Origin of the sequence: Halegenticoccus tardaugens, assembly GCF_004116405.1 — an archaeon.
GTDB lineage: Archaea > Halobacteriota > Halobacteria > Halobacteriales > Haloferacaceae > Halegenticoccus > Halegenticoccus tardaugens.
Genome location: NZ_SDIC01000004.1, coordinates 370,757 through 391,159, shown reverse-complemented (window position 1 = coordinate 391,159; position 20,403 = coordinate 370,757). Strand labels below are relative to the sequence as shown.

22 protein-coding genes are annotated in these 20,403 nt (G+C 66.6%); 11 read left to right on the top strand and 11 right to left on the bottom strand.

What is annotated here, in order from left to right; translation table 11 throughout:
- The first annotated feature begins 258 nt into the window (after positions 1-258).
- The gene (dph5, locus tag C3L37_RS12915) at positions 259-1,032 is read left to right on the top strand and encodes a diphthine synthase (protein WP_129115021.1); all 774 of its coding nucleotides are present in this window, start codon (positions 259-261) and stop codon (positions 1,030-1,032) included.
- A gap of 17 nt (positions 1,033-1,049) precedes the next feature.
- On the opposite strand, the gene C3L37_RS25335 is transcribed toward dph5, so the two are convergent.
- From C3L37_RS25335 to C3L37_RS12895, 5 genes are all read right to left on the bottom strand, one after another.
- Complete coding sequence (locus C3L37_RS25335; RefSeq protein ID WP_267195320.1) at positions 1,050-1,184, bottom strand: hypothetical protein; 135 nt, start codon at positions 1,182-1,184, stop codon at positions 1,050-1,052.
- A complete protein-coding gene (gene artA, locus C3L37_RS12910) occupies positions 1,181-2,194 on the bottom strand; it encodes an archaeosortase A (protein ID WP_129115020.1) in 1,014 nt (337 codons plus the stop codon). Before artA ends, C3L37_RS25335 begins: the two co-directional genes overlap by 4 nt.
- 205 nt (positions 2,195-2,399) lie before the next feature.
- The gene (locus tag C3L37_RS12905) at positions 2,400-4,730 is read right to left on the bottom strand and encodes a BGTF surface domain-containing protein (protein ID WP_129115019.1); all 2,331 of its coding nucleotides are present in this window, start codon (positions 4,728-4,730) and stop codon (positions 2,400-2,402) included.
- 612 nt (positions 4,731-5,342) lie between these two features.
- On the bottom strand, positions 5,343-5,570 hold the full coding sequence (locus C3L37_RS12900) for a hypothetical protein (RefSeq protein ID WP_129115018.1): 228 nt from the start codon (positions 5,568-5,570) through the stop codon (positions 5,343-5,345).
- 45 nt (positions 5,571-5,615) lie between these two features.
- On the bottom strand, positions 5,616-6,401 hold the full coding sequence (locus tag C3L37_RS12895) for a VOC family protein (protein ID WP_129115017.1): 786 nt from the start codon (positions 6,399-6,401) through the stop codon (positions 5,616-5,618).
- 286 nt (positions 6,402-6,687) lie between these two features.
- Here C3L37_RS12895 and C3L37_RS12890 point away from each other — a divergent pair, with 286 nt between their 5' ends.
- Positions 6,688-8,130, top strand: coding sequence for an MATE family efflux transporter (locus C3L37_RS12890; RefSeq protein ID WP_129115016.1), 1,443 nt, complete (start codon positions 6,688-6,690; stop codon positions 8,128-8,130).
- Positions 8,131-8,208: 78 nt separating this feature from the next.
- Here C3L37_RS12890 and C3L37_RS12885 read toward each other — a convergent pair whose 3' ends face one another.
- Positions 8,209-8,688, bottom strand: a complete 480-nt coding sequence (locus tag C3L37_RS12885) for a TIGR04206 family protein (protein WP_129115015.1) — start codon at positions 8,686-8,688, stop codon at positions 8,209-8,211.
- Positions 8,689-8,794: 106 nt separating this feature from the next.
- Positions 8,795-9,904: an OBG GTPase family GTP-binding protein gene (locus C3L37_RS12880; protein WP_129115014.1), complete on the bottom strand. Its 1,110-nt coding sequence runs from the start codon at positions 9,902-9,904 to the stop codon at positions 8,795-8,797.
- 258 nt (positions 9,905-10,162) lie between these two features.
- Here C3L37_RS12880 and C3L37_RS12875 point away from each other — a divergent pair, with 258 nt between their 5' ends.
- The 4 genes from C3L37_RS12875 to C3L37_RS12860 all read left to right on the top strand — a co-directional run bounded on the left by C3L37_RS12875 (position 10,163) and on the right by C3L37_RS12860 (position 13,268).
- Positions 10,163-10,366 carry a VNG_1110C family protein gene (locus C3L37_RS12875; RefSeq protein WP_129115013.1) on the top strand — a complete coding sequence of 68 codons (204 nt, stop codon included), beginning with the start codon at positions 10,163-10,165 and terminating at the stop codon, positions 10,364-10,366.
- Between the two features lie 53 nt (positions 10,367-10,419).
- Positions 10,420-10,803 carry a DUF7541 family protein gene (locus C3L37_RS12870; RefSeq protein WP_129115012.1) on the top strand — a complete coding sequence of 128 codons (384 nt, stop codon included), beginning with the start codon at positions 10,420-10,422 and terminating at the stop codon, positions 10,801-10,803.
- A 59-nt stretch (positions 10,804-10,862) separates the two neighbouring features.
- Positions 10,863-11,312: a DUF6684 family protein gene (locus C3L37_RS12865; protein WP_228546223.1), complete on the top strand. Its 450-nt coding sequence runs from the start codon at positions 10,863-10,865 to the stop codon at positions 11,310-11,312.
- Between the two features lie 204 nt (positions 11,313-11,516).
- Positions 11,517-13,268: a cbb3-type cytochrome c oxidase subunit I gene (locus tag C3L37_RS12860; protein ID WP_129115270.1), complete on the top strand. Its 1,752-nt coding sequence runs from the start codon at positions 11,517-11,519 to the stop codon at positions 13,266-13,268.
- 52 nt (positions 13,269-13,320) lie between these two features.
- Here the strand turns inward: C3L37_RS12860 and C3L37_RS12855 are convergent, their stop codons facing one another.
- Together C3L37_RS12855 and C3L37_RS12850 are read right to left on the bottom strand one after the other, a co-directional pair.
- Positions 13,321-13,671 (bottom strand): HalOD1 output domain-containing protein, encoded by a 351-nt coding sequence (locus tag C3L37_RS12855; protein WP_164974748.1) that lies wholly within the window; start codon positions 13,669-13,671, stop codon positions 13,321-13,323.
- A gap of 4 nt (positions 13,672-13,675) precedes the next feature.
- Positions 13,676-14,131 carry a DUF7344 domain-containing protein gene (locus C3L37_RS12850; protein WP_129115011.1) on the bottom strand — a complete coding sequence of 152 codons (456 nt, stop codon included), beginning with the start codon at positions 14,129-14,131 and terminating at the stop codon, positions 13,676-13,678.
- A 430-nt stretch (positions 14,132-14,561) separates the two neighbouring features.
- On the opposite strand from C3L37_RS12850, the gene C3L37_RS12845 reads away from it, so the two are divergent.
- The 3 genes from C3L37_RS12845 to C3L37_RS12835 all read left to right on the top strand — a co-directional run bounded on the left by C3L37_RS12845 (position 14,562) and on the right by C3L37_RS12835 (position 16,719).
- Positions 14,562-14,825, top strand: a complete 264-nt coding sequence (locus C3L37_RS12845; RefSeq protein WP_129115010.1) for a DUF7520 family protein — start codon at positions 14,562-14,564, stop codon at positions 14,823-14,825.
- A gap of 71 nt (positions 14,826-14,896) precedes the next feature.
- Complete coding sequence (locus C3L37_RS12840; RefSeq protein ID WP_129115009.1) at positions 14,897-15,664, top strand: GNAT family N-acetyltransferase; 768 nt, start codon at positions 14,897-14,899, stop codon at positions 15,662-15,664.
- A gap of 65 nt (positions 15,665-15,729) precedes the next feature.
- Positions 15,730-16,719, top strand: a complete 990-nt coding sequence (locus C3L37_RS12835; protein ID WP_129115008.1) for an NAD-dependent epimerase/dehydratase family protein — start codon at positions 15,730-15,732, stop codon at positions 16,717-16,719.
- 82 nt (positions 16,720-16,801) lie between these two features.
- Here C3L37_RS12835 and C3L37_RS12830 read toward each other — a convergent pair whose 3' ends face one another.
- Positions 16,802-17,494 carry an HD domain-containing protein gene (locus tag C3L37_RS12830; protein ID WP_129115007.1) on the bottom strand — a complete coding sequence of 231 codons (693 nt, stop codon included), beginning with the start codon at positions 17,492-17,494 and terminating at the stop codon, positions 16,802-16,804.
- 257 nt (positions 17,495-17,751) lie between these two features.
- On the opposite strand from C3L37_RS12830, the gene C3L37_RS12825 reads away from it, so the two are divergent.
- Complete coding sequence (locus C3L37_RS12825; protein ID WP_129115006.1) at positions 17,752-18,513, top strand: alanyl-tRNA editing protein; 762 nt, start codon at positions 17,752-17,754, stop codon at positions 18,511-18,513.
- Positions 18,514-18,546: 33 nt separating this feature from the next.
- Here C3L37_RS12825 and C3L37_RS12820 read toward each other — a convergent pair whose 3' ends face one another.
- Positions 18,547-19,323 (bottom strand): FkbM family methyltransferase, encoded by a 777-nt coding sequence (locus C3L37_RS12820; protein WP_129115005.1) that lies wholly within the window; start codon positions 19,321-19,323, stop codon positions 18,547-18,549.
- A gap of 178 nt (positions 19,324-19,501) precedes the next feature.
- On the opposite strand from C3L37_RS12820, the gene C3L37_RS12815 reads away from it, so the two are divergent.
- Entirely contained in the window at positions 19,502-20,047 is a 546-nt protein-coding gene (locus tag C3L37_RS12815; protein WP_129115004.1) for a FlaD/FlaE family flagellar protein, read from the top strand.
- Positions 20,048-20,403: the final 356 nt, after the last annotated feature.

The window sequence follows — 20,403 nt, the reverse complement described above, 5'->3', positions numbered from 1 at the left end:
GGTCGCGGAGGGATGAGACTGCTGCCGGTCCACTCAGGTCGCTTATATCAGCCAGGCGACTCCGGTCGGGTGGCGGATCGAACGATAGACGTGGACTCGACGAGAGGTCAGGCCTCCGTCGTCGTTACGGATTCGAGAGAGGAAATTCGAAGGGCCGCGCCGCCGCGCAGCGACGGAGAACGCCCCCCGTGCCGCAGGCCGACGACGATCGCCGGCGACGAACACGTCGCTTATACGCCAGTGTTGCGGACGGTGCGTATGCTCACCTTCGTCGGCCTCGGGCTCTACGACGAGCGGTCGATCACCGTCGAAGGGCGCGACGCCCTCCGAGGGGCGGACCGCATCTTCGCTGAGTTCTACACCAGCAACCTCCTCGGCGCGACGGTCGCCGACCTCGAAGCGCACCACGGCGTGACCATCGAGGTTCGCGACCGCGACGGCGTCGAGGGAGATCCCGACCCGATCCTCGACGCGGCGGAAGCCGGCGACGCCGCGTTCCTGACCGCGGGCGATACGATGATCTCGACGACGCACGTCGACCTCCGGCTGCGGGCCGCGGCGCGCGGCGTCGAGACGCGCGTGGTCCACGGCGTCACCGCCGAGTCGGCCGCGAGCGGGCTGACGGGCCTGCAGAACTACCGGTTCGGGAAGGCGGTGACGCTCCCGTTTCCGTACGCGCACGGGGCCGACAGCGTCCCGCGAAGCGTCACCGAGAGCGTCGAGGACAACCGCGAGCGGGGCCTGCACACGCTCGTCTACCTCGACATCAAGGCCGAACGCGACGAGTACATGACCGCCGACGTCGCCGCCTCGATGCTCGCCGAGGAGTGGGACGACGTCCTCGGCGTGGTCGTCGCCCGCGCGGGAAGCCCGGAGCCGCTCGTCGCCGCCGACCGCCTCTCGGCGCTTGGCGGGCGGACGTTCGGCGATCCGCTCCACCTGCTCGTGATCCCGGGCGACCTCCACCACATCGAAGCGGACGCGCTCCGCGAGTTCGGCGACGCGCCGGCGGACCTGCTCGACCCGGTGTGAGCGGAGCGTGAGCGGCGCTACCGCCGGAAGCGGTCGTCGAGGCTACCATCCGGCGCATCGCCGTCGTCGATCGCGCCCGTGCCGTCGTCGAGCGCCCCCGCACCGCCGTCGCCTCCGCCTCTATCCGGTCTCCGCTCGCGTCTCGGCCTCAACTCGTATCACGGTCTCCGCTCGCGTCTCGGTCATCTCCCGCGCTCACGCTCGTGCCCTCGTCGTCCGCGATTCCGCCGTCCGTCCGCGGCGCGGGAACGTCGAGCGCGGCGTACAGGTCGTGCTCCTCGTTCGTCAGCACGTACAGCACGTCCTCGACGACCGTCAAAAGCTCCGGCAGCACGCGCACGAGGACGTACGCGAGACCCATGAGCGCGAAGACGGCGAGGACCTGGCTGAGGACCCGGTCGGAGAGGAAAAACGAGACGCGGTAGGGATCGTCCGAGCCGAAGAGAAACAGCACCGCGTCGGGGAAGTAGTGCATCGACTGGGTGCCGAAGGCGACGCCGATGAACGTCGTGCGCGCGAGGTTGAGCACCCAGATCACGGGGACGACGACGGCGAGCGCGCGGAGCTTCTTTCGGAGCGGCGCGCGCACGGCGCCGACGAGGCCCGCGAAGATGGCGATGCTGCCGAGGCCGGTGCAGGCGAGGACGATCTCGAATCGGAGCCGGTGGCCCGAGTCGGCGTAGGAGACGAACGCCAAGTCCGCGTAGCCGGTCTCCGGCCCGGCCACGGTCTCGGGGTAGTAGCCGAGGAGGTTCATGATCGTCTCCGTCTGCGAGGCGACGGTCTGGATGAGCACCCGCCGCGGCGCGGGGAGGGTCACCCCGCCGACCGCGATCGCGGGGATTGTCTCGAACGGGAGGTAGACGAGGCCCATCACGGCGACGGCCCGCGAGAGGACGAACAGACTGTCGCGGCCGCGAAAGAGCAACCACCCGGCGTAGAGGCAGGCGGGCACGGCGGCCAGCGAGAGGATCCCCTCGACGTAGCTCTTCTGGACGAACGCGAAGTGGGGGAACAACTGGAGCCAAAAGAGCGCGAAGAGGCCCCACGCGCCCGCGGTCGCGGCGCGCGCGACCCGTCGATCCCGGCGGGCGAGCAGGGTCCCGACGCCGAACGCGAAGACCACGACCCACGCGAGGAGATCGGAGAACGCTTCGGGCATATCAGGTGAGAGGAAATGTTCGGATAAATGCCTTGTCCTCGGGTGTCGTCGGAGACGGAGCGAACGCCGTCTCGGCGTCGGCACATCGCGATACGGTATCGCTGACGATCGGCGGGCGGCGTCGAAAGAAATGAATCGCAGGGGGCCGGCGCGAGGCCGGTGGTTCGACGCTGCGTCGTGAGAACCCCCGAAGGGGAGTACTCAGTTAGTTGTCGCGGCGGACCGCGAGCAGCGCGGCGGCGACCAGCGCGACGAGCGCGACCGCGACGCCGAAGCCGGGTCCGGTCTCGTCGGAGCCGCCGTCGCCGTCACCGTCGCCACCGTTGTCACCGTCGTCCGTGGTGGTTTCGGTGGTCTCGGTGGTCGTCTCGGTGGTCTCCGTCGTCTCGGTCGTCTCAGGCGTCTCAGTCGTCGTCTCGGTCGTGTTCTCCTCCTCGTCGTCGGCCTCTTCGACGACCACGCCGTCGAACTCAGTGTCGCCGCTGAGGTCGCCCGCGCTCAGCGAGAGCGTGAAGTTCGTGCCAGGTTCGACGTCAGCGAAGTCGAACTCACCCTCGAACGTGCCATCCTCGGAGACGTTGACCGTCTCGCTGATGACGAACGGGTTGTCGGCACCGGACTCACTGCGAGCGCGGAGCGTCAGTTCGGAGTTGGGGGCAATGGACGTTTCGCCCGCGATCGTGGCGTCCTCGGTGGCCTCGACCTCGACCTCGTCGTCGTCGTTCAGTTCAGGCATCGCTTCGCGCTCCAGAACTTCGAAGGTCGTGGAGGCGGTCTCGTCCTCGTCACCCTCGACGAGTTCGGATTCGTGATTCACCGTGAAGGTGGCCTCGAAGCGATCATCCTCTTCGAACGTCTCACTTTCAGTGTCGATGACGAGGTAAAGCATATTACGCTCGTCATCCTTGATCATTTCGACCTCATCAGCGTCGACGGTCTTCGCGTCACGGTTCTGGCCAGGGTTCGTCTGCTCGATTTCGACATTGACATCGCCGTCGTTGACGATATCATCGAAATCGTCAGAGTTGAGGTAACCGAAGATACCGGATGCTTCGACCTGAACGATCGCGACGTCATCCTTCGCAACCTCACTGCGCTGCGTGATGTCGCCGTCATTGATGGCGTCAACGACGTCGTCACCGTCAGCGTCATCGTCCAGGGCGTCACTGTAGGTGACCCACGAGTTTGCGTCACCCGTCTCGCGATCGAGGATTGCCAGCGTACCAACGGCGTCAGGGGACCAGTCGTCACTGTAATCCTCTGCTCCTACCTCGATCTCGTAATTGCCGGAGTCGAGGGGCTTGGGGTCCTCATCATCGTCGCGCGGAGTCTCCACGACATCCACGCTGTCTTCTTCAATGTCACCGGACAGACCCCCGTCGTTGCTGTTACGGGCGTCGTAACTGTTCATCGACACTTCAGCGATCCCATCATCGTCGTCGTCGACAACAGTGGCTCTGACTTCGTAGCCGTCGTCATCAGCATCTCCAATAACGATGGTGCCACTGTCAGTGTTTTCGAGTTCGACTTCGAATTCGGTCTCATCACCGGACTCAACCTCAACGGTGTTGTCGGCGAGGTCAAGTTCCTGGTCGCCAGCTTTGCTGACGGTGATTGTGTCACTCTCTTCGGAGACACCGGAGTACACGTCAGTCGCTTCAATCGTGTAGTTTCCAGTGTCCTGGGCGTCGAAACTGTAGTCAGCCTCACCAGAACCGCCAAGGTTGACTTCCTCCGTTTCGACGGTGTCTCCGTCGCTGTCGACAAGCTCGACATCGACGTCCCGATCACCGGAGTTGGCCGAAACGGTCCCTTCGACCGCTTCGTCATCTTCGATGGACGTGTCGTCGGGCGACACCGTCAGACCAAGGTCACGGACGTTAACAGTTGCATCCTGGTCATTCGATCCGACGGTGATGCTGTACTCGTCTAGCTCTCGGTCTTCCGTATTGAACACGAAGACTTCACTGTTCTGTCCCGTCGATCCCTCGAAGAAGTAACCGCTGTCGTCACCTTCGATGGTCACATCGTAGTCCGTTTCGCTGTCGTCAATGACGGCGACCTTCGAACCTTGGTAGGCAGACTTGGTCTCATCAGCAGAGACAGACGTCGGCGCGACAGTCACGTCAACTTCTTCTTCATCAATGGCGTTACCATCAGTATCTTCAACTCCCTCAATGACGAGTGAGTCCGCTTCAGGGATGATGGACTCGTCCCCTTCACCAGTATCGATGAGGAGCTGTCCACCAGTTATTTCGGTGTCTTCGGTGTCGAACGTCTCAAGTTCATCACCATCCTCGTCCTGTAGGGTGTACGTCGCATCATCGTCATTGACGTCTTCATCGAACGCTACCTCTATGTAACCGTCAGTAGTCCCCGAGTTGCCTGCTCGGTCATAGTGAGTGACCTTCTCGACACCGGGGTGGTTTGTCGCCGCAGCCGTCCCTGCGAACGCGACGGTCCCCGCCACCACGGAGAGGACCATCATCGCAGCCAGGAACAGGCTACGGAGTTTGTCGTTTGTGTTTGCTGTCATGGTTTGTTGATCGGTCGGCAACGCCGCGTTCGCCCCGCACGACCTCCCGAACCGCCCTGGAGGGCGAGACGGAACCGAACGAGGGTACTTGCTTGTGTCACCTTTGGTAGGGTTACGTCCGATACGTAATTCGCTCGTTATAAATGTCTTGTGGTAAGTCGCGATCGGTGATATGCCGATATCGCCGAATTCGCGCGCTACGGGGCGTCTCCGCCAATTTCAAATATAAATACTTTGTGCATCTCTGATGGGTGGAACCGTTCGCGAGTAATGCCACGATAGTGACTGAAAGCGTTGAGAACACCCCGAAAGCCCCGACTCCAGCGAGTCGCCCCTTTCGACCCCGCCCGCACCGCCCGCACCGGCTGGACGTCCAGCCACCGTTGGGTGGATTGCAAGGGGCCGCCGTCTCAACCCCCGCGCCTCGTTGCGGTACTCGGCCGTCGGCCCGCGGTTCCGATTCCGACGGGGTTCGACGGGGGCTTTCGAGGTGATTTCAGCGTCGTCGTGTCACGAACGCTCGCTCTCAGCTATGGCAACCGCGCGTCGGTCTGACCAGACCGCGTCGAACCCTGCCAGGGCGGAGCCGATGACGTAACCCGATCCCGAAAATCAGTATCCGAGATACTCGTTCGGTCGTCTCAATTCCTCGGGATCGAGGACGACCTCCGCGTTCACGCCGTCGATCCGATCGAAGTCGTCGTCGATCGTGAGGATCGTCTCGACGCCCTCCTCGACGGCGACGCGCGCGTAGTATCCGCCGTCGACGTTCGCGCCGCCGGATAACTCGAATCCGTCGGAGACCGTCCGCTCGTCGATGGCGTCGTACCAGTAGATCATGCGGAAAGGAGAACGCCGCCCCGTGTCGTCGAGCGGTTCGACCGTCTACGCCGGGAAGAGCGAGTCCGCGTCCCAGTCGCGTTCGAGCACTTCGATCTCGTGCCCCTCGGGGTCCTTCGTGAAGGCGTAGTTGTCGTCGCACGACGCGGGGTCGCGGTAGTCGTCGGCCTCGCGCTCCATCAGCGTCTCCCAGTAGTCGCCGAGGTCGTCGGCGCGGACCGCGAGGTGGCCCCACGCGTCGCCGAGTTCGTAGCTCCGGCCGTCGTAGTTGTACGTGAGTTCGACCGCCATCGCCTCCTCGGCCGCGCCCTCGGGCTTCACGAAGTAGTTCGCGAAGGTGTCGGACTCCCAGCGGCCGGTGTGCTCGTACTCGAATTTCCGGGTCCAGAAGCCGAGCGCGCGGTCCGCGTCCTCGACGCGCATCATCGTGTGGTCGAGGCTCCAGCGCGCGCCGTGGTCGCGCTGGACGATCTCGATTTCGTGGCCGTCGGGATCCTTCACGAACGCGTAGCGCCCGCCGCAGGAGTCGGGGTCCCGGTAGTCCTCGACGCCCTCGTCCATCAGCTCCTCGTAGGCGTCGTACACGTCCTCGACGCGGACGGCGATGTGGCCCCACGCGTCGCCCATCTCGTAGGTGTTGTCCCCGTGGTTGTGCGTGAGTTCGAGCATCGCGCCCTCCTCGTGCATGTCCGCGGGGCCGAGGTAGACGTTCGTGAAGGTGTCGGCCTCCCAGCGGCCCTTCTCCTCGTAATCGAGGTGGCCCTGGTACCAGTCGAGCGATTCGTCGAGGTCCTCGATGCGCATCATCGCGTGGTCGAGCGTGCCGGACATGGGCGTGACAACGGCCGCGGCGTCGAAAAGGGTACCGGAGGCGGAACGAGGCGAGGAGGTGCCGACCGACGCCGTCCGCGGTTCGGCGCGGTTCGGCGCGGTTCGACAGTTCGGGCGGCTCGACGCGGTTGGACGTGGTTCGACGCGGTTCGATGTGGCCCGACGTGGTCGAGCGGCCCGACGTGGTCGGCGCGACTCGACGTCGCGGTCCGCGCGGCGTGATCCGGACGGGCCTGCCGCGTGACGAACGACCTTTAGGCTCCGGCGGAAACCCATCGCACTCCACGTGTCCTCGATTCCGAACCCGGTGAAGCTCGGCATCCTCGCCGTCGGTCTCGCCCTCGCCCGCGTCGGCCTCGTCGACCGCGAGCGCGCCGTCCGGACGGCCGAGCTCGCGTGGCCTCGCGTCGTCACGGGGATCGCCAGGATGTCGAAGAACGCCGTCGACGTGGCGATGGTCGGCGTCGCGTCCGGCACCGCCGCGATCACCGGCGTCGGCTTCGCCAGCCCGTTCTGGGGGCTCGCCTTCTCGATCGGCGGCGGGGTGGCCGGGGGCACGATCGCCCTCGTCTCCCAGCGGTTCGGCGCGGGGGCCGACGAGGAACTCGGGCTCGCGGTCCGATCGAGCGCGTTCCTCGCCGTCGTCGCGAGCCTGCCCGTCGCCGTCGCCTTCTGGCTGTTCTCGACGGAGCTGATCGGCCTCCTGAGCGACAACGCGGAGGCGGTCGCCCTCGGCGCGGCGTACCTCGAGATCGTCGCCCTCGGCGTCCCCTTCTCCGCGCTGAATCTCGTGGGTAGCCGCGTCCTCGTGGGCGCGGACGACTCCTACACCGCGATGCTCCTGCGCGCGACCGGCGCGGTCGCCAACGTCGCCGTCAACGCCGTCCTCATCTTCGGCCTCGACATGGGAGTCGTCGGCGCGGCGGTCGGCACCGTCGTCTCCAGCGCCCTCGTCACGGCGGCGTTCGCGATCGGCCTCGCCGCGGGCCGACTGCCGGGCATCGGGGCGTTTCCGGTTCGGATCGACCCCGTCGGGCCGTTCGTCGACGGGGAGACGATCCGCGACCTCGTCCGGATCGGCCTCCCCGTGATGGGCCGCAACCTGGTGTGGACCGTCGCGGAGTTCCCGATGCTCGCGATCCTCGACATCTTCGGCGAGGACGTCGTCGCCGCGTTCGTGATCTCCCGGCGGATCTGGGGCGTCATGAACACGCCCGGCTGGGGCTTCGGGCTCGCCTCGTCGAGCCTCGTCGGGCAGGCGCTCGGCGTCGGCGACGAGGGGACGGCCGAGGCCTACGGCCGCGAGATCGTCCGCTACGCCGTCGCCACCTACGTCGTCTCCGCGGGGCTCGTCGCGATGTTCGCGGAGCCGATCGTCCTCGGGTTCGTGGACGACCCGAGCGAACCGGCGGTTCCCATCGCCGTCTCGCTCGTGCACGTCGCCTGCGTCGCCGTGATCCTCCAGGGCGTCTCGGGCGGGGCTGCCGGGCCGCTCGACGCCAGCGGCGACACCCGCTGGCCCTTCTACAGCCAACTTCTCGGCACGTTCGGCGGTTCGATCCCGCTCGCGTACCTCGGCGCGACGACGTCGCTCGGCATCGTCGGGCTCTACCTGGCGTTCCTCGCCGAGACGGCCGTCCCGGCGGCGATCAACTACTACCGCTTCGCGACCGGCAAGTGGAAGGCGATCAGCCGGGCCTACCGCCCGAGCGCGACCCCCGGCGACTGAACGGCGTGCGAGCGCGGTCTTCCGCGGTCGGGCGACGTGCAACTGACGACCGATGGCGATCCCTGGCGACGGCGGCGATCACTCCGTCCCTCGGTGAACGCCGCCGGATCGCCGCAAGGCCGGCCAGTAAAACCACCAGGCCGCGATCCACAGCGCGCCCGTCCCGAGCGGCACCGCGACGGGCGCGCCGCGGCGGAGGAACCCGGCCGTCATCGACAGCGAGGCGACCCCCGCGATCACGAGCAGGCCGGCGGTCACCCGGCGGTCCTCCCGGCCCGTCGCCAGCCCGACGCTCGCGCTCGCGAGCGCGAGGAGGTACATGAGGAGCGCGAGGGGCCACGCCTGGAGCGACCGCGGCAGCGTCGCGTAGCCCATCCGGGGATCGGCGAAGTACTCGACGATGGTGAACACGTGGAGCGGGCGGGGGTTCACGAGCCCCCAGGGCATTACGAACGTGACGTCGCCGCCGCCGAGGACCGTCCACGGAAGAAGCGAGAGCGAGAGGATCGCGAGCACCGCCGCCGGTCCGCTCGCCGAACGCGCCGTCGTGGTCGCCATACCGACCCGTTCGTCCGCGGGGGTTTCAACCGAACGATTCGGTCGTCCGGACGATCCGGCCGGTCGCGCGACCGGTCGAACGATCCGATCCGGTCGACCCGCGCCGTCACTTCCGCGCGACGATCCGGAGGACGTCCTCGTCGGCGAGGGCGTGATCCTTGCCGACCTGCTGTTCGTCGTGCTTCGCGCTCGGACCCGTCACCCGTGCGAAGCGAAACCGCTCGTCGAGGTTCGCCCCGAGCTTCTCGCAGGCGTCGCCGACGGTGTCGCCCTCGGTGAGGATGAGCGGCTCCTCGTAGTCGACGCCGCGTCCCGGCTTGTCCATGTAGACCCGGATGAGCCCGAGCGCCTCCCAGACGCGCTCTTTGAGCCCATCCAGGCCCTTCTCCTTCTCGGCGCTGATGAACGTCACCGCCTCCGGATCGAGGCCGATCTCGCGCAGGTTCTCGTAGACGGTGGGGAGGTAGTCGCGGTCGATGAGGTCCGCCTTGTTCACGGCGACGATGGAGGGGAGGTACACCCGATTGTCCATGACGCCGTCGATGAGTTCGTCGATAGAGGGGTTCCCTCGGACGGTCACCTCGGCGTTGACGTAGCCGTACTCGCGGAGCACGTCCTTGATCGTCCCCTCGTCGAGTTCGACGTCGTCGCTCGTCGTGACGGTGATACCCCCCTTTCCTTTCTTCGTGATCGTCAGGCTCGGCGGTTCGGCGTCGAGGCGGATCTTGTTTTCGTACAGTTCCCGGCGGAGGCGCTCGTACTGATCCACCTCGAACACGGAGAGCATGAACACGACGAGGTCGGCCGTCCTGACGACCGACAGCACCTCCTTGCCGCCGCCGCGACCGCCGGCCGCCCCCTCGATGAGTCCGGGGACGTCGAGGATCTGGACGTTCGCCCCGTTGTGCTGCAGCATGCCGGGGTTGACGTTCAACGTCGTGAACTCGTACGCCCCGGTCTCGCTTTCGGCGTTGGTGAGGGCGTTGATCAGGGTCGACTTGCCGACGCTCGGGAACCCGACGAGGGCGACGGTGGCGTCGCCGGTCTTCTCGACCGCGTAGCCCTGACCGCCGCCCGCTGAGGACTGGTTTTCGAGTTTTTCCTTTTTCTCCGCGAGCTTCGCCTTCAGCCGCCCGATGTGCGCCTCCGTCGACTTGTTGTAGGGCGTGCTGGCGATCTCCTCGCGGATCTCCTCGATCTCCTCCTCCAGTCCCATCGTTCGAACGTTCGACGCGCGTTCTCGAAAAACCCTTTCTTTCGGCGCGCGTCGCGTCGTCGGACGGTGCGGTCGCCCCCGTCACGTGTCGGAGACGAACGGGAGACGTCGTACGAGGCTCGGGCGTCGCGTAGGCGAGAGCGTCTTCGTGTAGGGAAAATAATTTCTTTTATGATACGTGCGCGTCGCGCGCACGCGCCAGCGATACTGGCACTTCGATACGATTATACGTCAGGCACCTGAACAAGGAAATGAAGAATGCCGGATCCCGCCCGACTCCGTGACAGTACGGAGATCGTCCTCCCCTGTGCCGCCCTCGACGGGCTCTCCGAGGAACTCGAGGCGGAGTTCACGATCACCGTTTTCGACGCCGACGACGTCCACTGCCGGATCATCGGGAGTCCAGTCGAGATTAAGGCCGTCAGCGACTTCCTCGCGCGTCACGGCGTGAGCGTCCCCTGACCGTCCCGGCCGCCTTCCGAAGGGCTTCTTACCCTCGGGCCGATACCCCCTCCATGGACGAAAACCCCGGACTGAGCGACCAGTACCGGATGGCGAGTCCGTGGCCGCTGTTCGTCGCGCTCGGGCTCCCCATCGCCGAGATCGGCATCCTCTTCGACCTCCCGGCGCTGTCCATCGGCGGGCTGCTCCTGTTCTGCGGGAGCATCTCCGGGATGGTCCAGGAGTCGGGGTACGCCGAGACGCCCTGGCGGCCGCTCGCCGCGTGCGCCGTGCTCCTGTTCGCGTTCGGCGGGCTGTTCTTCTACGCGGACGCGCAGATCGCCGCCGAGGGGATCCGCTTCCTCGCGCGCGGCTGGGCGGTCGTCGTCGCCGGCGGAATACTGCTCCTCAGCAGCGTCGTCGGGTCGCTGCTGGTCGATCGGCCCGAGCCGATCTGATCGGTCCCGCCGAGGAACAAACCAATAACCTATTTGATCGGCGTCCGTAACGTGCACGCATGGCAGTCAAGATCTTCGACAAGGAGACGCTCCTCGATCTGACGGTGAACATCATCCCGCTCTTCATCATCGGCTTCTTCCTCGGGCTGTTTCTCCTCTACCAGGCGTGGGGCTGGAACACCCTCCCGTCGGTTCTCATGATCGGGCTTCACGTCGTTCCGTTCGTCGCCCTGGCGCTCTTGACGTACCTCTCGGGGAAGGCGATCGCCGGGTCGGAGAAGACGGACGACGTGTTCCACCAAGGTCAGGCGCTCGTTCCCGGGGTCGGCGACGAGGAGGGCGACGAGGCGCTGCTGGAGGCGGAAACCGGAGCGACGGCGGGCGCGGAAACGGAGGCGGCGTCGGACGACGGCGAGACCGACGAGGCCGAAACCGCCGAAACCGAAGCCGCCGAATCGGGCGTCGACGACGCCGAGGCCGAATCGGCGGAGAACCGCCCCGCCGAGTGAGGGTTCGCGACTCGGATCGTCACCCGATCCTCGTCGGTCGCTCTTCGAGTTCTCCGTCTGATCGCCGCGTACCGGTCGATCGGACCGTTGGAAGCGCCCGACGCGTCGCCGAATCGGTGAGACTGCCATCCCGAATCTTTCTTTACCCTGCACTCCACAGGGACTTCCATGGAGATTAACGGACAGTTAGCGCTGACGGTTCTGATGGGGGTGTTCCTCGTCGCCGTCGCCGCCTGGATCGCCCGGGTGGAGAACTGGCGCTCGTACACGCCGCTCGCGGGCGGCGGAGCTGTTGGACAGGAGTCGGGGTACGTCGCAGAGGAGAAGCCCGCCGGGATCATCCGGTGGCTCACGACCGTCGACCACAAGGACATCGGAATGCTGTACGGCGCGTTCGGCGTTCTCTCGTTCCTCGTCGGCGGTGCGATGGTGATGTTGATGCGGACGGAACTGCTCGTCCCCGAGATGGCGCTCATCTCGGAGACGTTCTACAACTCGCTGATGACCAGCCACGGCATCACGATGCTGTTCCTCTTCGGGACGCCGATCATCGCGGCCTTTTCGAACTACTTCATCCCGCTCGTCATCGGCGCGGACGACATGGCCTTCCCCCGCATCAACGCCATCGCCTTCTGGCTCCTCCCGCCCTCGGCGCTCCTCATCTGGGCCGGCTTCTTCCCCATCCCGGACGTCATCCCCGCCCAGACGGCGTGGACGCTGTACACGCCTCTCTCCGCGGGCGAAGGGCTGGGCAACCAGGCCAACGCGGGCGTCGACCTGATGCTCCTGGGATTGCACCTGTCGGGGATCAGCGCGACGATGGGCGCGATCAACTTCATCGCCACCATCTTCTCCGAGCGCGCGGAGGAGGTCACCTGGGCCAACCTCGACATCTTCTCGTGGACCATCCTCACCCAGTCCGGCCTGATCCTCTTCGCGTTCCCCCTCCTCGGCAGCGCGATCCTCATGCTGCTCATGGACCGCAACCTCGGGACGACGTTCTTCGCGGTCGACGGCGGTTCGCCACTCCTCTGGCAGCACCTCTTCTGGTTCTTCGGCCACCCCGAAGTCTACATCCTGGTGTTGCCGCCGATGGGGATCGTGAGCTACGTCCTCCCGCGTTTCGCGGGGCGGCGACTCTTCGGCTTCAAGTTCGTGGTGTACTCGACGCTGGCGATCGGGGTGCTCTCGTTCGGCGTCTGGGCCCACCACATGTTCGCCACCGGCATCGATCCCCGCCTCCGCGCCAGCTTCATGGCCGTCTCGATGGCCATCGCGATCCCGAGCGCCGTCAAGACCTTCAACTGGATCACCACGATGTGGAACGGTTCGATCCGCCTCACCGCCCCGATGCTCTTCTGTATCGGCTTCGTCTCGAACTTCATCATCGGGGGGGTGACGGGGGTGTTCCTGGCGTCGATCCCGGTCGACCTCGTGCTCCACGACACCTACTACGTCGTCGGTCACTTCCACTACATCGTCATGGGCGCGATCGCCTTCGCCGGCTTCGCGGGGCTGTACTACTGGTACCCGATCTACACCGGGCGGATGTACCAGCGCAGCCTCGCCAAGTGGCACTTCTGGCTCTGGATGATCGGCTCGAACGTCACGTTCTTCGCGATGATCCTGCTCGGCTACGACGGCATGCCCCGGCGGTACGCCACCTACCTCCCGGAGTTCATGTCGCTGCACCAGGTCGCGTCGGTCGGCGCGTTCATCATGACGCTCGGCGCGCTGCTCTTCCTGTGGAACTTCGTCGTCTCCTGGTTCGAGGGACCGGTCGTCGAGGACGGCGACCCGTGGAACCTCAAAGAGCACAACCTCTACACCGCCGAGTGGGAGTGGTTCGACCGGAAGCTCAAGACGACGGTCGCGGACGGCGGCACCGACGAGGCGGGCGACGCGGACGCGCCGCAGGTGCGGACCGACGGCGGTCGCGCGTCGGACGAGCGGTGAGCTGACGTCGGATTCCCGTTTCGGCGCACGAGTTCGACAGAACGCGGAGAGATCAGTCCGACTGCGTCTCGTACACCTGAATCCACCCGTCGCCGTCGACGGTGACCGCGTAGCCGTGGTACGAAAATCGCGCGTTACCGCGGTCGCCGCGGCCGGCGTTCGCGCGGTCGGTACCCGACGAGTCGTCGAACAGGATGTTTTCGAGGGCCGCCGTGTCGACGGAGTCGTACAGGTACGGTTCGCTCACCGACGTTATTTCGACCCCCTCGGCCTCGGCGACGGCTTTGACGATTGCCGCCGTCAGGTCGTAGGTCTCGCTCGGATCGTAGTGAAATTGGCTGACGAGGCGGTCCGATCCGAGTGGCGGTTCGTCCGCTGAATCGGTGTTCCATTCGTTGGACATGTTTTCATCTGGTCCGGTCATCGTAGTCTTTGCGTGCGTGAACTTCCTGGGCCGAGTCGAGGCTCGCGCCGGCGCGTCCCAACACCGCAAGCACCTGTTCCGCGTTCGGCCCCTTCTCGATGGTTTCCTCGTCCGAAGAGAACGTGACGATGTCGTCGGCGGCGAGTTTCGGCACGTGGAGGTGGAGCAACGACACGTACACGCGATCCCGGTCGGCGGCGGTGACCGCGTCCTCCGAAACGTCGCGCTCCCACGCGGCGATCTTCGTCGCCAACTCCGTCAGCGTCCAGGCACGCTTTTCGAGTAGCGTGTAGAGGAGGTACCGCCTTCGAGTGTGCGCGAGGGCGTCGAAGACATACTGCAAGTCGAGAACGCCGGCTTCGAGAATCGATTCCTCGTGCTCCACCGCGTCTGCGGGCGCCGCTTCGACGTCGTCCTCGCCCGGGTTCTCCCCCTCCATGGGTCGAGTACGACGTTAGACGATTTAATCATTCACGTAACCGACTGTGTATTCGAATGGAAAATATAATGGAATAATGGGCCGGAAAAGAGAAGTATCGGTCGAAAAAATCTCGGCACCTCACACGATTCGGCACCGAGGAAGATCGCACCCGCGGATCGGAGCCCAACGGTGAGGGATGCGCGGTCGCGCGGGATTCGTCTCTCGCATCGGGTCGCCGCTCTGCGGCGCGGCGCTCGCGCACCCGCCGCGGTCAGATGACGAGGATGAGACCCGTCGCGAACATCATCACGGCGATCCCGGCGAGGACGAGACCGAGGAGGTCCTTGTCGGTCATACGCGAACCACGGGGTCGACGAGCAAAGGTCCGTCGGTGTCCGCCGCGCGCCGTCTCGAAAGGCCTAATCGCCAGCGGAACGCACCCTCCTCCGTGAGCGACACTGGATTGCGGGGGCCGCGGTTCGTGCTGATCATGTACGCCTCGCTCGTGGCGGTCGCCGGGGTCGCCGGCTTCCTGATCGCGACGTTCGTCGATCGGCTGGAGCCGCCGGCGTACCTCTTTTTGATCGAGTTTCCGCCAACCCAGCTCGGCCTCGCCGCCTACGGCGCGCTGACGATCGCGACGGTGCTCGGCGTGCCGCTCGCGCTCATCGTGTTCGTGTCGAGGCGGTTCGACGACGAACGGACCGCCTAGCGGTTCGCGCCGCTTCCGCACGACGGTCTCCCGGCCGAGGGTATTATACGGTAACAAGACGCATCCGGGGCATGGACGTTCGCGAGGCCTCTCCGGATGACGCCGGGGGGATAAGGAAGGTAGCGCGCGAGTCGCTGGTCGCGTCCTACAGTCACGCGCTCGACGAGGAAGTGATCGAGGACGCCGTCGGACGCTGGTACGGCGACGATCTCGAAGCGGAGTTCGACGACCCGACCGCGCTGTTCGTGGTCGTCGTCGAAGACGGCGAGGTGCTGGCGTTCTCGCAGAGCTACCTCGGCGGCCGCGACGGCGACGTCGGCGAGATCAACTGGCTGCACGTCGACCCGGCGCACAGGGAGCGGGGTCTCGGTGTCCGCCTCCTCGAACGGACCGAAGAGGAGCTCGTCGACCGCGGTGCGACCCGGTTCCGCGGGATGGTGCTCGCCGCCAACGAGGAGGGCGCGGCGTTCTACGAGCTGAACGACTACGAGGACGCAGACGCGCGCGAGATCGAGATTGGCGGCGAGACGTACACCGAGCGGATCTTCGAGAAGTGGCCCGGGGGCGAAGCCGGCCAAGCGGAGTCGACCGCCGTCCCGCTGGACGAGCGGACGCTCGACGACGGGACGACGGTGTACGTCGCCTACGACGAGGGCGACCGCGCGTCGCTCGCGCCGATGTACGCCGTCTATCTCGACGACGGCCGCGAGGAGCGGTACGGCTACCTCTGCGGCAGCTGCGAGAGCTTCGACACCGCGATGGACGCGATGGGGCGGATCGAGTGCAACGACTGCGGGAACAGGCGCAAGGCGACCCGCTGGGACGCGGCGTATCTCTAAAGTATCTCCGAGCGTCGCCGACCGAAGACTGCCACACTTTTGCCGACCGCGACACACCGTCACGCATGAGCGACGCACTCGTCATCGGCGGCACGCGCTTCATCGGACGGCACGTGGTGAGGGAGTTCCTCGATCGCGGGTACGACGTGACGATCTTCAACCGAGGGACCCGCGAAAACCCCTTCGCGGGGGACGCCCGCGTCGACCACGTCCGCGGCGACAGGACGAACGACGGGGATCTCGACCGCGCGGCCGACGCGGTCGATCCCGACGTCGTGGTCGACTGCGTCGCGTACAAACCGGCCGAGGTCGAGGCGGCCGTTTCGATCTTCGAGGACGCGGACGCGTACGTGTTCGTCTCCAGCGGGAGCGCCTACGGCGCGGAGGTGATCCCGAAGCGCGAGGGCGCGACGGAACTGTGCGACTGCACGCCCGAGCAGGCCGTCGCCGACGACGGGGAGAGCTACGGCCCGCGGAAGGCGGCGGGCGACCGGGTCGTCTTCGACGCGGCGGAACGCGGCGTCGGCGCGATGAGCGTCCGACCCTGCGTCGTCTACGGCCCGCACGACTACACCGAGCGGCTGGACTACTGGTTGCGCCGCGTCGACGAGCACGACCGGGTCATCGTCCCCGGCGACGGGACGAACGTCTGGCACCGGGCGTACGTCGAGGACGTGGCGAGCGCCGTCCGCGTCGTCGCAGAGCGCGGGACGCCCGGCGAGGCGTACAACGTCGGGGACCGACGGCTCGTCACGCTCGAGGAGATGGTCCGCCTGATCGCGAGGGCGATGGACGCCGACGTGGAAGTCGTCCACGCCGGCGCGCGGGAACTCGCGGCGGGAGGGTTACGACCGACCGACTTCCCGCTCTACCGGGAGTACCCGCACGTCCTCGCCACCGGAAAGCTCGCGGCGCTCGGGTGGACGTCGACCCCCGTCGAGGAGGCGATGGCTCGGACGGTCGACGAACACCGCGAGAGCGGTCGGGACGGGAGCGAACACGATCCCGGACGCGACGCCGAAGAGCGGGTGCTCGGCGTCCTCGACACGCTCTGAACCGTTCGAACGGTCCGAAACGGTTCCGCGGGAGATAGGTCCGTCCCGCCAACCGTTCCGCCGCTTCGACCGTTTCGGTCCGCTACCCGTTCCGCTGCTTCAACCGTTCCATCTCCGCGACCTCCTCTTCGAGCCACTCGCGGAACCACTTGACGCGCTTGAGCCGCTGGTAGGCGATGCTCTCGCCGGTGGCGCTCTCGATGCGCTGGGCGTGGTCCCGGCCGCGTTCGAGCACCCGCTCTATCATCTCGGCGGCGTCCATGTGCGTCCGGGCCTCGTAGCCCATTCGGAGGAGCATCAGCGCGGTGCCGTTCGCGCCCACCTTGTCGAGGATGTCCCCCTCGATGAGACACCGCGTCTCCAGCGACACGTCGGTCAGCGAGCCCTGATAGGAGTGCTCCTCGATGGACTGGCACACCTCCTCGACGAACGACTGCGGGTAGTCGCCGTGGGAAGTGAGGTACTCTCGCGCGACGCGAGCGCCCTCCTCCGCGTGCGCGTCCTGGTCGGCGTCGAGCTTCGCGATGTCGTGAAACAGCGCGGCGACGCGCACCACGTCGACGTCCGCGCCCTCGCGTTCCGCGATGTGCGCCCCGAGGTCGACGACGTTGAGTATGTGGTTGTACCGGTACTCGGCGCTGTGCCAGGGGTACCACCGCATCCGCCCGCCGTCCTCTTCGTTTTCCACGCTCGCGGCGAGATAGTCGTAGACGAACCGTCGCATCGCTTCGAACTCCTCCTCGGAGACCGTGGACTCTTTTATCTCGACGCCCACGGTTCACCCCCCGGGCGGATCCCTTCGTCGGTCATTGTTATTCAAAAAGAGGGCCGTTCCGCTCTTAGGCGTTACGACAGGAGGGGTGTTCGTCGCAACAATCCGATCCGAGATCCTCCTTCGGGACGAAGATCGGAATCTCATCCCCGGACCGTCCATCGGAAACCGCCCCGTCGGTGTCCGGATCGCTCGGTCGAGTTCACGGCCGAACTCCCCGAAGGCGAACGCGTAAGTCGCTCCGACGACTCCCGTCGATCATGACGGAACCACGGTACCTCGACGACTCGACCGTCCGCGAGTTCGAGGCGACGGTGACTCGGGTCGCGGGGGGACGCGTCGTGCTCGATCGAACGCACTTTTACCCCGACGGCGGCGGCCAACCGCACGACACCGGCGCGCTGGAAGCCGATGGACGCGTCTGGGAGGTGACGGACGTGCGGAAGACCGACGAGATCTACCACGAGGTGCCGGGAGAGCCGCCGACCCCCGGGACGACGGTTACCGGCCGACTCGACTGGGATCGGCGACACGCCCACATGCGCTATCACACCGCCCAGCACCTCCTCTCGGCGCTCCTCCTCGACGGGTACGACGCCGAGACGACCGGAAACCAACTGTACCGCGACCACGCGCACCTCGACTGCGCCTACCCCCGATTTTCGGCGGACGACCTCGACCGCATCGAGTCTCGGTTGAACGACCGCGTCGCCGACGCGCTCCCGGTGCGGTGGTACGAACTCGACCGCGAAGAGGCGGAGGCGACGCTCGACCCCGAGCGCACCCGGATCCACCTCCTCCCCGACTCGATCCGGCGGGTCCGAATCGTCGAGATCGGCGGCGGAGGCTCGGGGGGAGAACGCGACGCGGCCGCCGTCGGCGACCCCTACGACCGCACCGCCTGCGCCGGAACGCACGTCTCGAACACGGCGGAGATCGGTCGAATCGAGGTGGCGGGGCGGCGGACGCAGGGCAGCGACCGCGAGCGGATCGACTTCGCGCTCGGGCCTTCCCTGGGGTGACAACGCAGATCGGCTCTCACGGGGGCAGAGCGCTCAAATCGGCTCGCAGAGCCACGCGTCGCCACGCGTCCGGACGCGGTACCCGTGCGCCGACAGGAACGCCGCGCACTCGTCATCGCGGTCGATCCCCGCCGCGATCCGGTGCGGTTCGAAGTAGACCACGGGGCGGTGCGCCCGGAGCGTCTCGCTCGCGCCGGAGAGCACTTCGTACCCGAACCCCTCCACGTCTATCTTCAGGTGATCCGGCGGCGGGATCGCCCCGTCGGACACGAGGTCGTCCAGCCGTCGGATCTCGATCGGGACGGCCGCTTCGACGCGCGCCTCCCACGCGCCGGCGTTGTACGCGTTGAACGACCCGAGTTCGCCGTAGTTCGACCGGTAGAACGTCCGCGTCGCGGATTCGTCGCCGAGCCCCAGGTTCCGAACGTCGATCCGGCTCCCGAAGCCGTTTCGACGGACGTTCGTCCGGAGTTGGTCGCACACCCGCGGGTTCGGCTCGAAGGCGACGACCGTCGCGTCGGGGGTCGCCGCGGCGACGGCCAGCGAGTACACGCCCGTGTTCGCGCCCGCGTCGACGACGACGTCGCCGGCCCGGCAGTTCGACAGCAGTCGGCGAAGCAGCACGTCCCCGCAGTGTTTGCTCGACGGCTCGTAACTCCGGAACGTCGCGGGGCCGGCCCGCTTTCTCGACGCGTACAGTTCGTGACGGTGGTTCAGGTCGGCCGCGGCGTAGTACAGGGAAAACTCGACGTACCGCAGCGCCCTGAAGGCGGACACGGGGAGGCGCACGAGCGACGAGGCGAAGCCCATGGTCCGGGTTCGGCCGTCGGCGTGTTATATGCTCGCCCGGATCGGCCGCGCGAGATAACGTGAGACGCGCGGCGCTCGTCGGCGGGCGATGTCGGCCGGATCGGGGGTACGCGGTCGCCGGAGCCACTGCGCACACCTGTCCGAAAACTTATCTATATCCGTTCGATAATAGGGCGGTATGACACTCAATCCGAGCGACTACGACCTCGCGGAGCGGCGGACGCCGGCCGGGGATCGGCCGTCCGAGCCGGATCCGAGCTGGGAGCGCCGGACGCGGGACGAGACGGGCGCCGAGGCGCAGCGAGACGGCCGACGACGGGGGCGGGAACGGAGGCGGGGGAGCGCCCCGGATCGGGAGGCGATCCGGGGGAACCGACTCCAACGGCTGTTCTTCCTGCAATCCGCGATGGGCGACGGCGCGCCGTCGCGGCCGTTTCTCTCCTCGCTCCCGGAGCGGCGGATCGTAGAGCGCGTCGTCTTCGACTGGCTGGAGTTCCTCGCGCTGAACGCCGGCACCGACCGGGCGCGGGAGGCGCTGGCGTACTACCGGGAGATCGACTGGATCTCGGCGGAGGTCGAATCGGACCTGCGGGGGTACCTCGCTGACTTCCCCGCCGACGACTCATCCGTCGCGCATTCGACGCTCGACTCCGACGACCACCGCCGCAGCCTGCTCTACGTCGCTCGGATCGCCGCATCGGCTCGATCTGAATGGGATAGCTGACCGATACACCTGCGACACCGTACCGTGCGTCCTCACGGACGGCATGGCACGCATCCCGGGCATCGTCGAGGAGTTCGAGCGCCGGCTGCCGGCGGCGAACAGCGCGACGTGACGGCCGTCGCCGCCGACCGGCCGGACTTCGGACCGTGCAGGGCGCACAGCGCACCGCAGCCCGGCTCGCGGCGGGCGCGTGACGGAATCAGGACGGAAAGAGAGACGCAAACGCAGCCTAGATACTGCCCTTTCCGAAATGGCCGAGGACTCGCTTTGCTCGTCCTCCGGGCATCGAATCCGCATGACGACAATCACCGCTCGCTGACGCTCGCAGAGTAGTCTCGCGCGGATTCGAGAGTGTC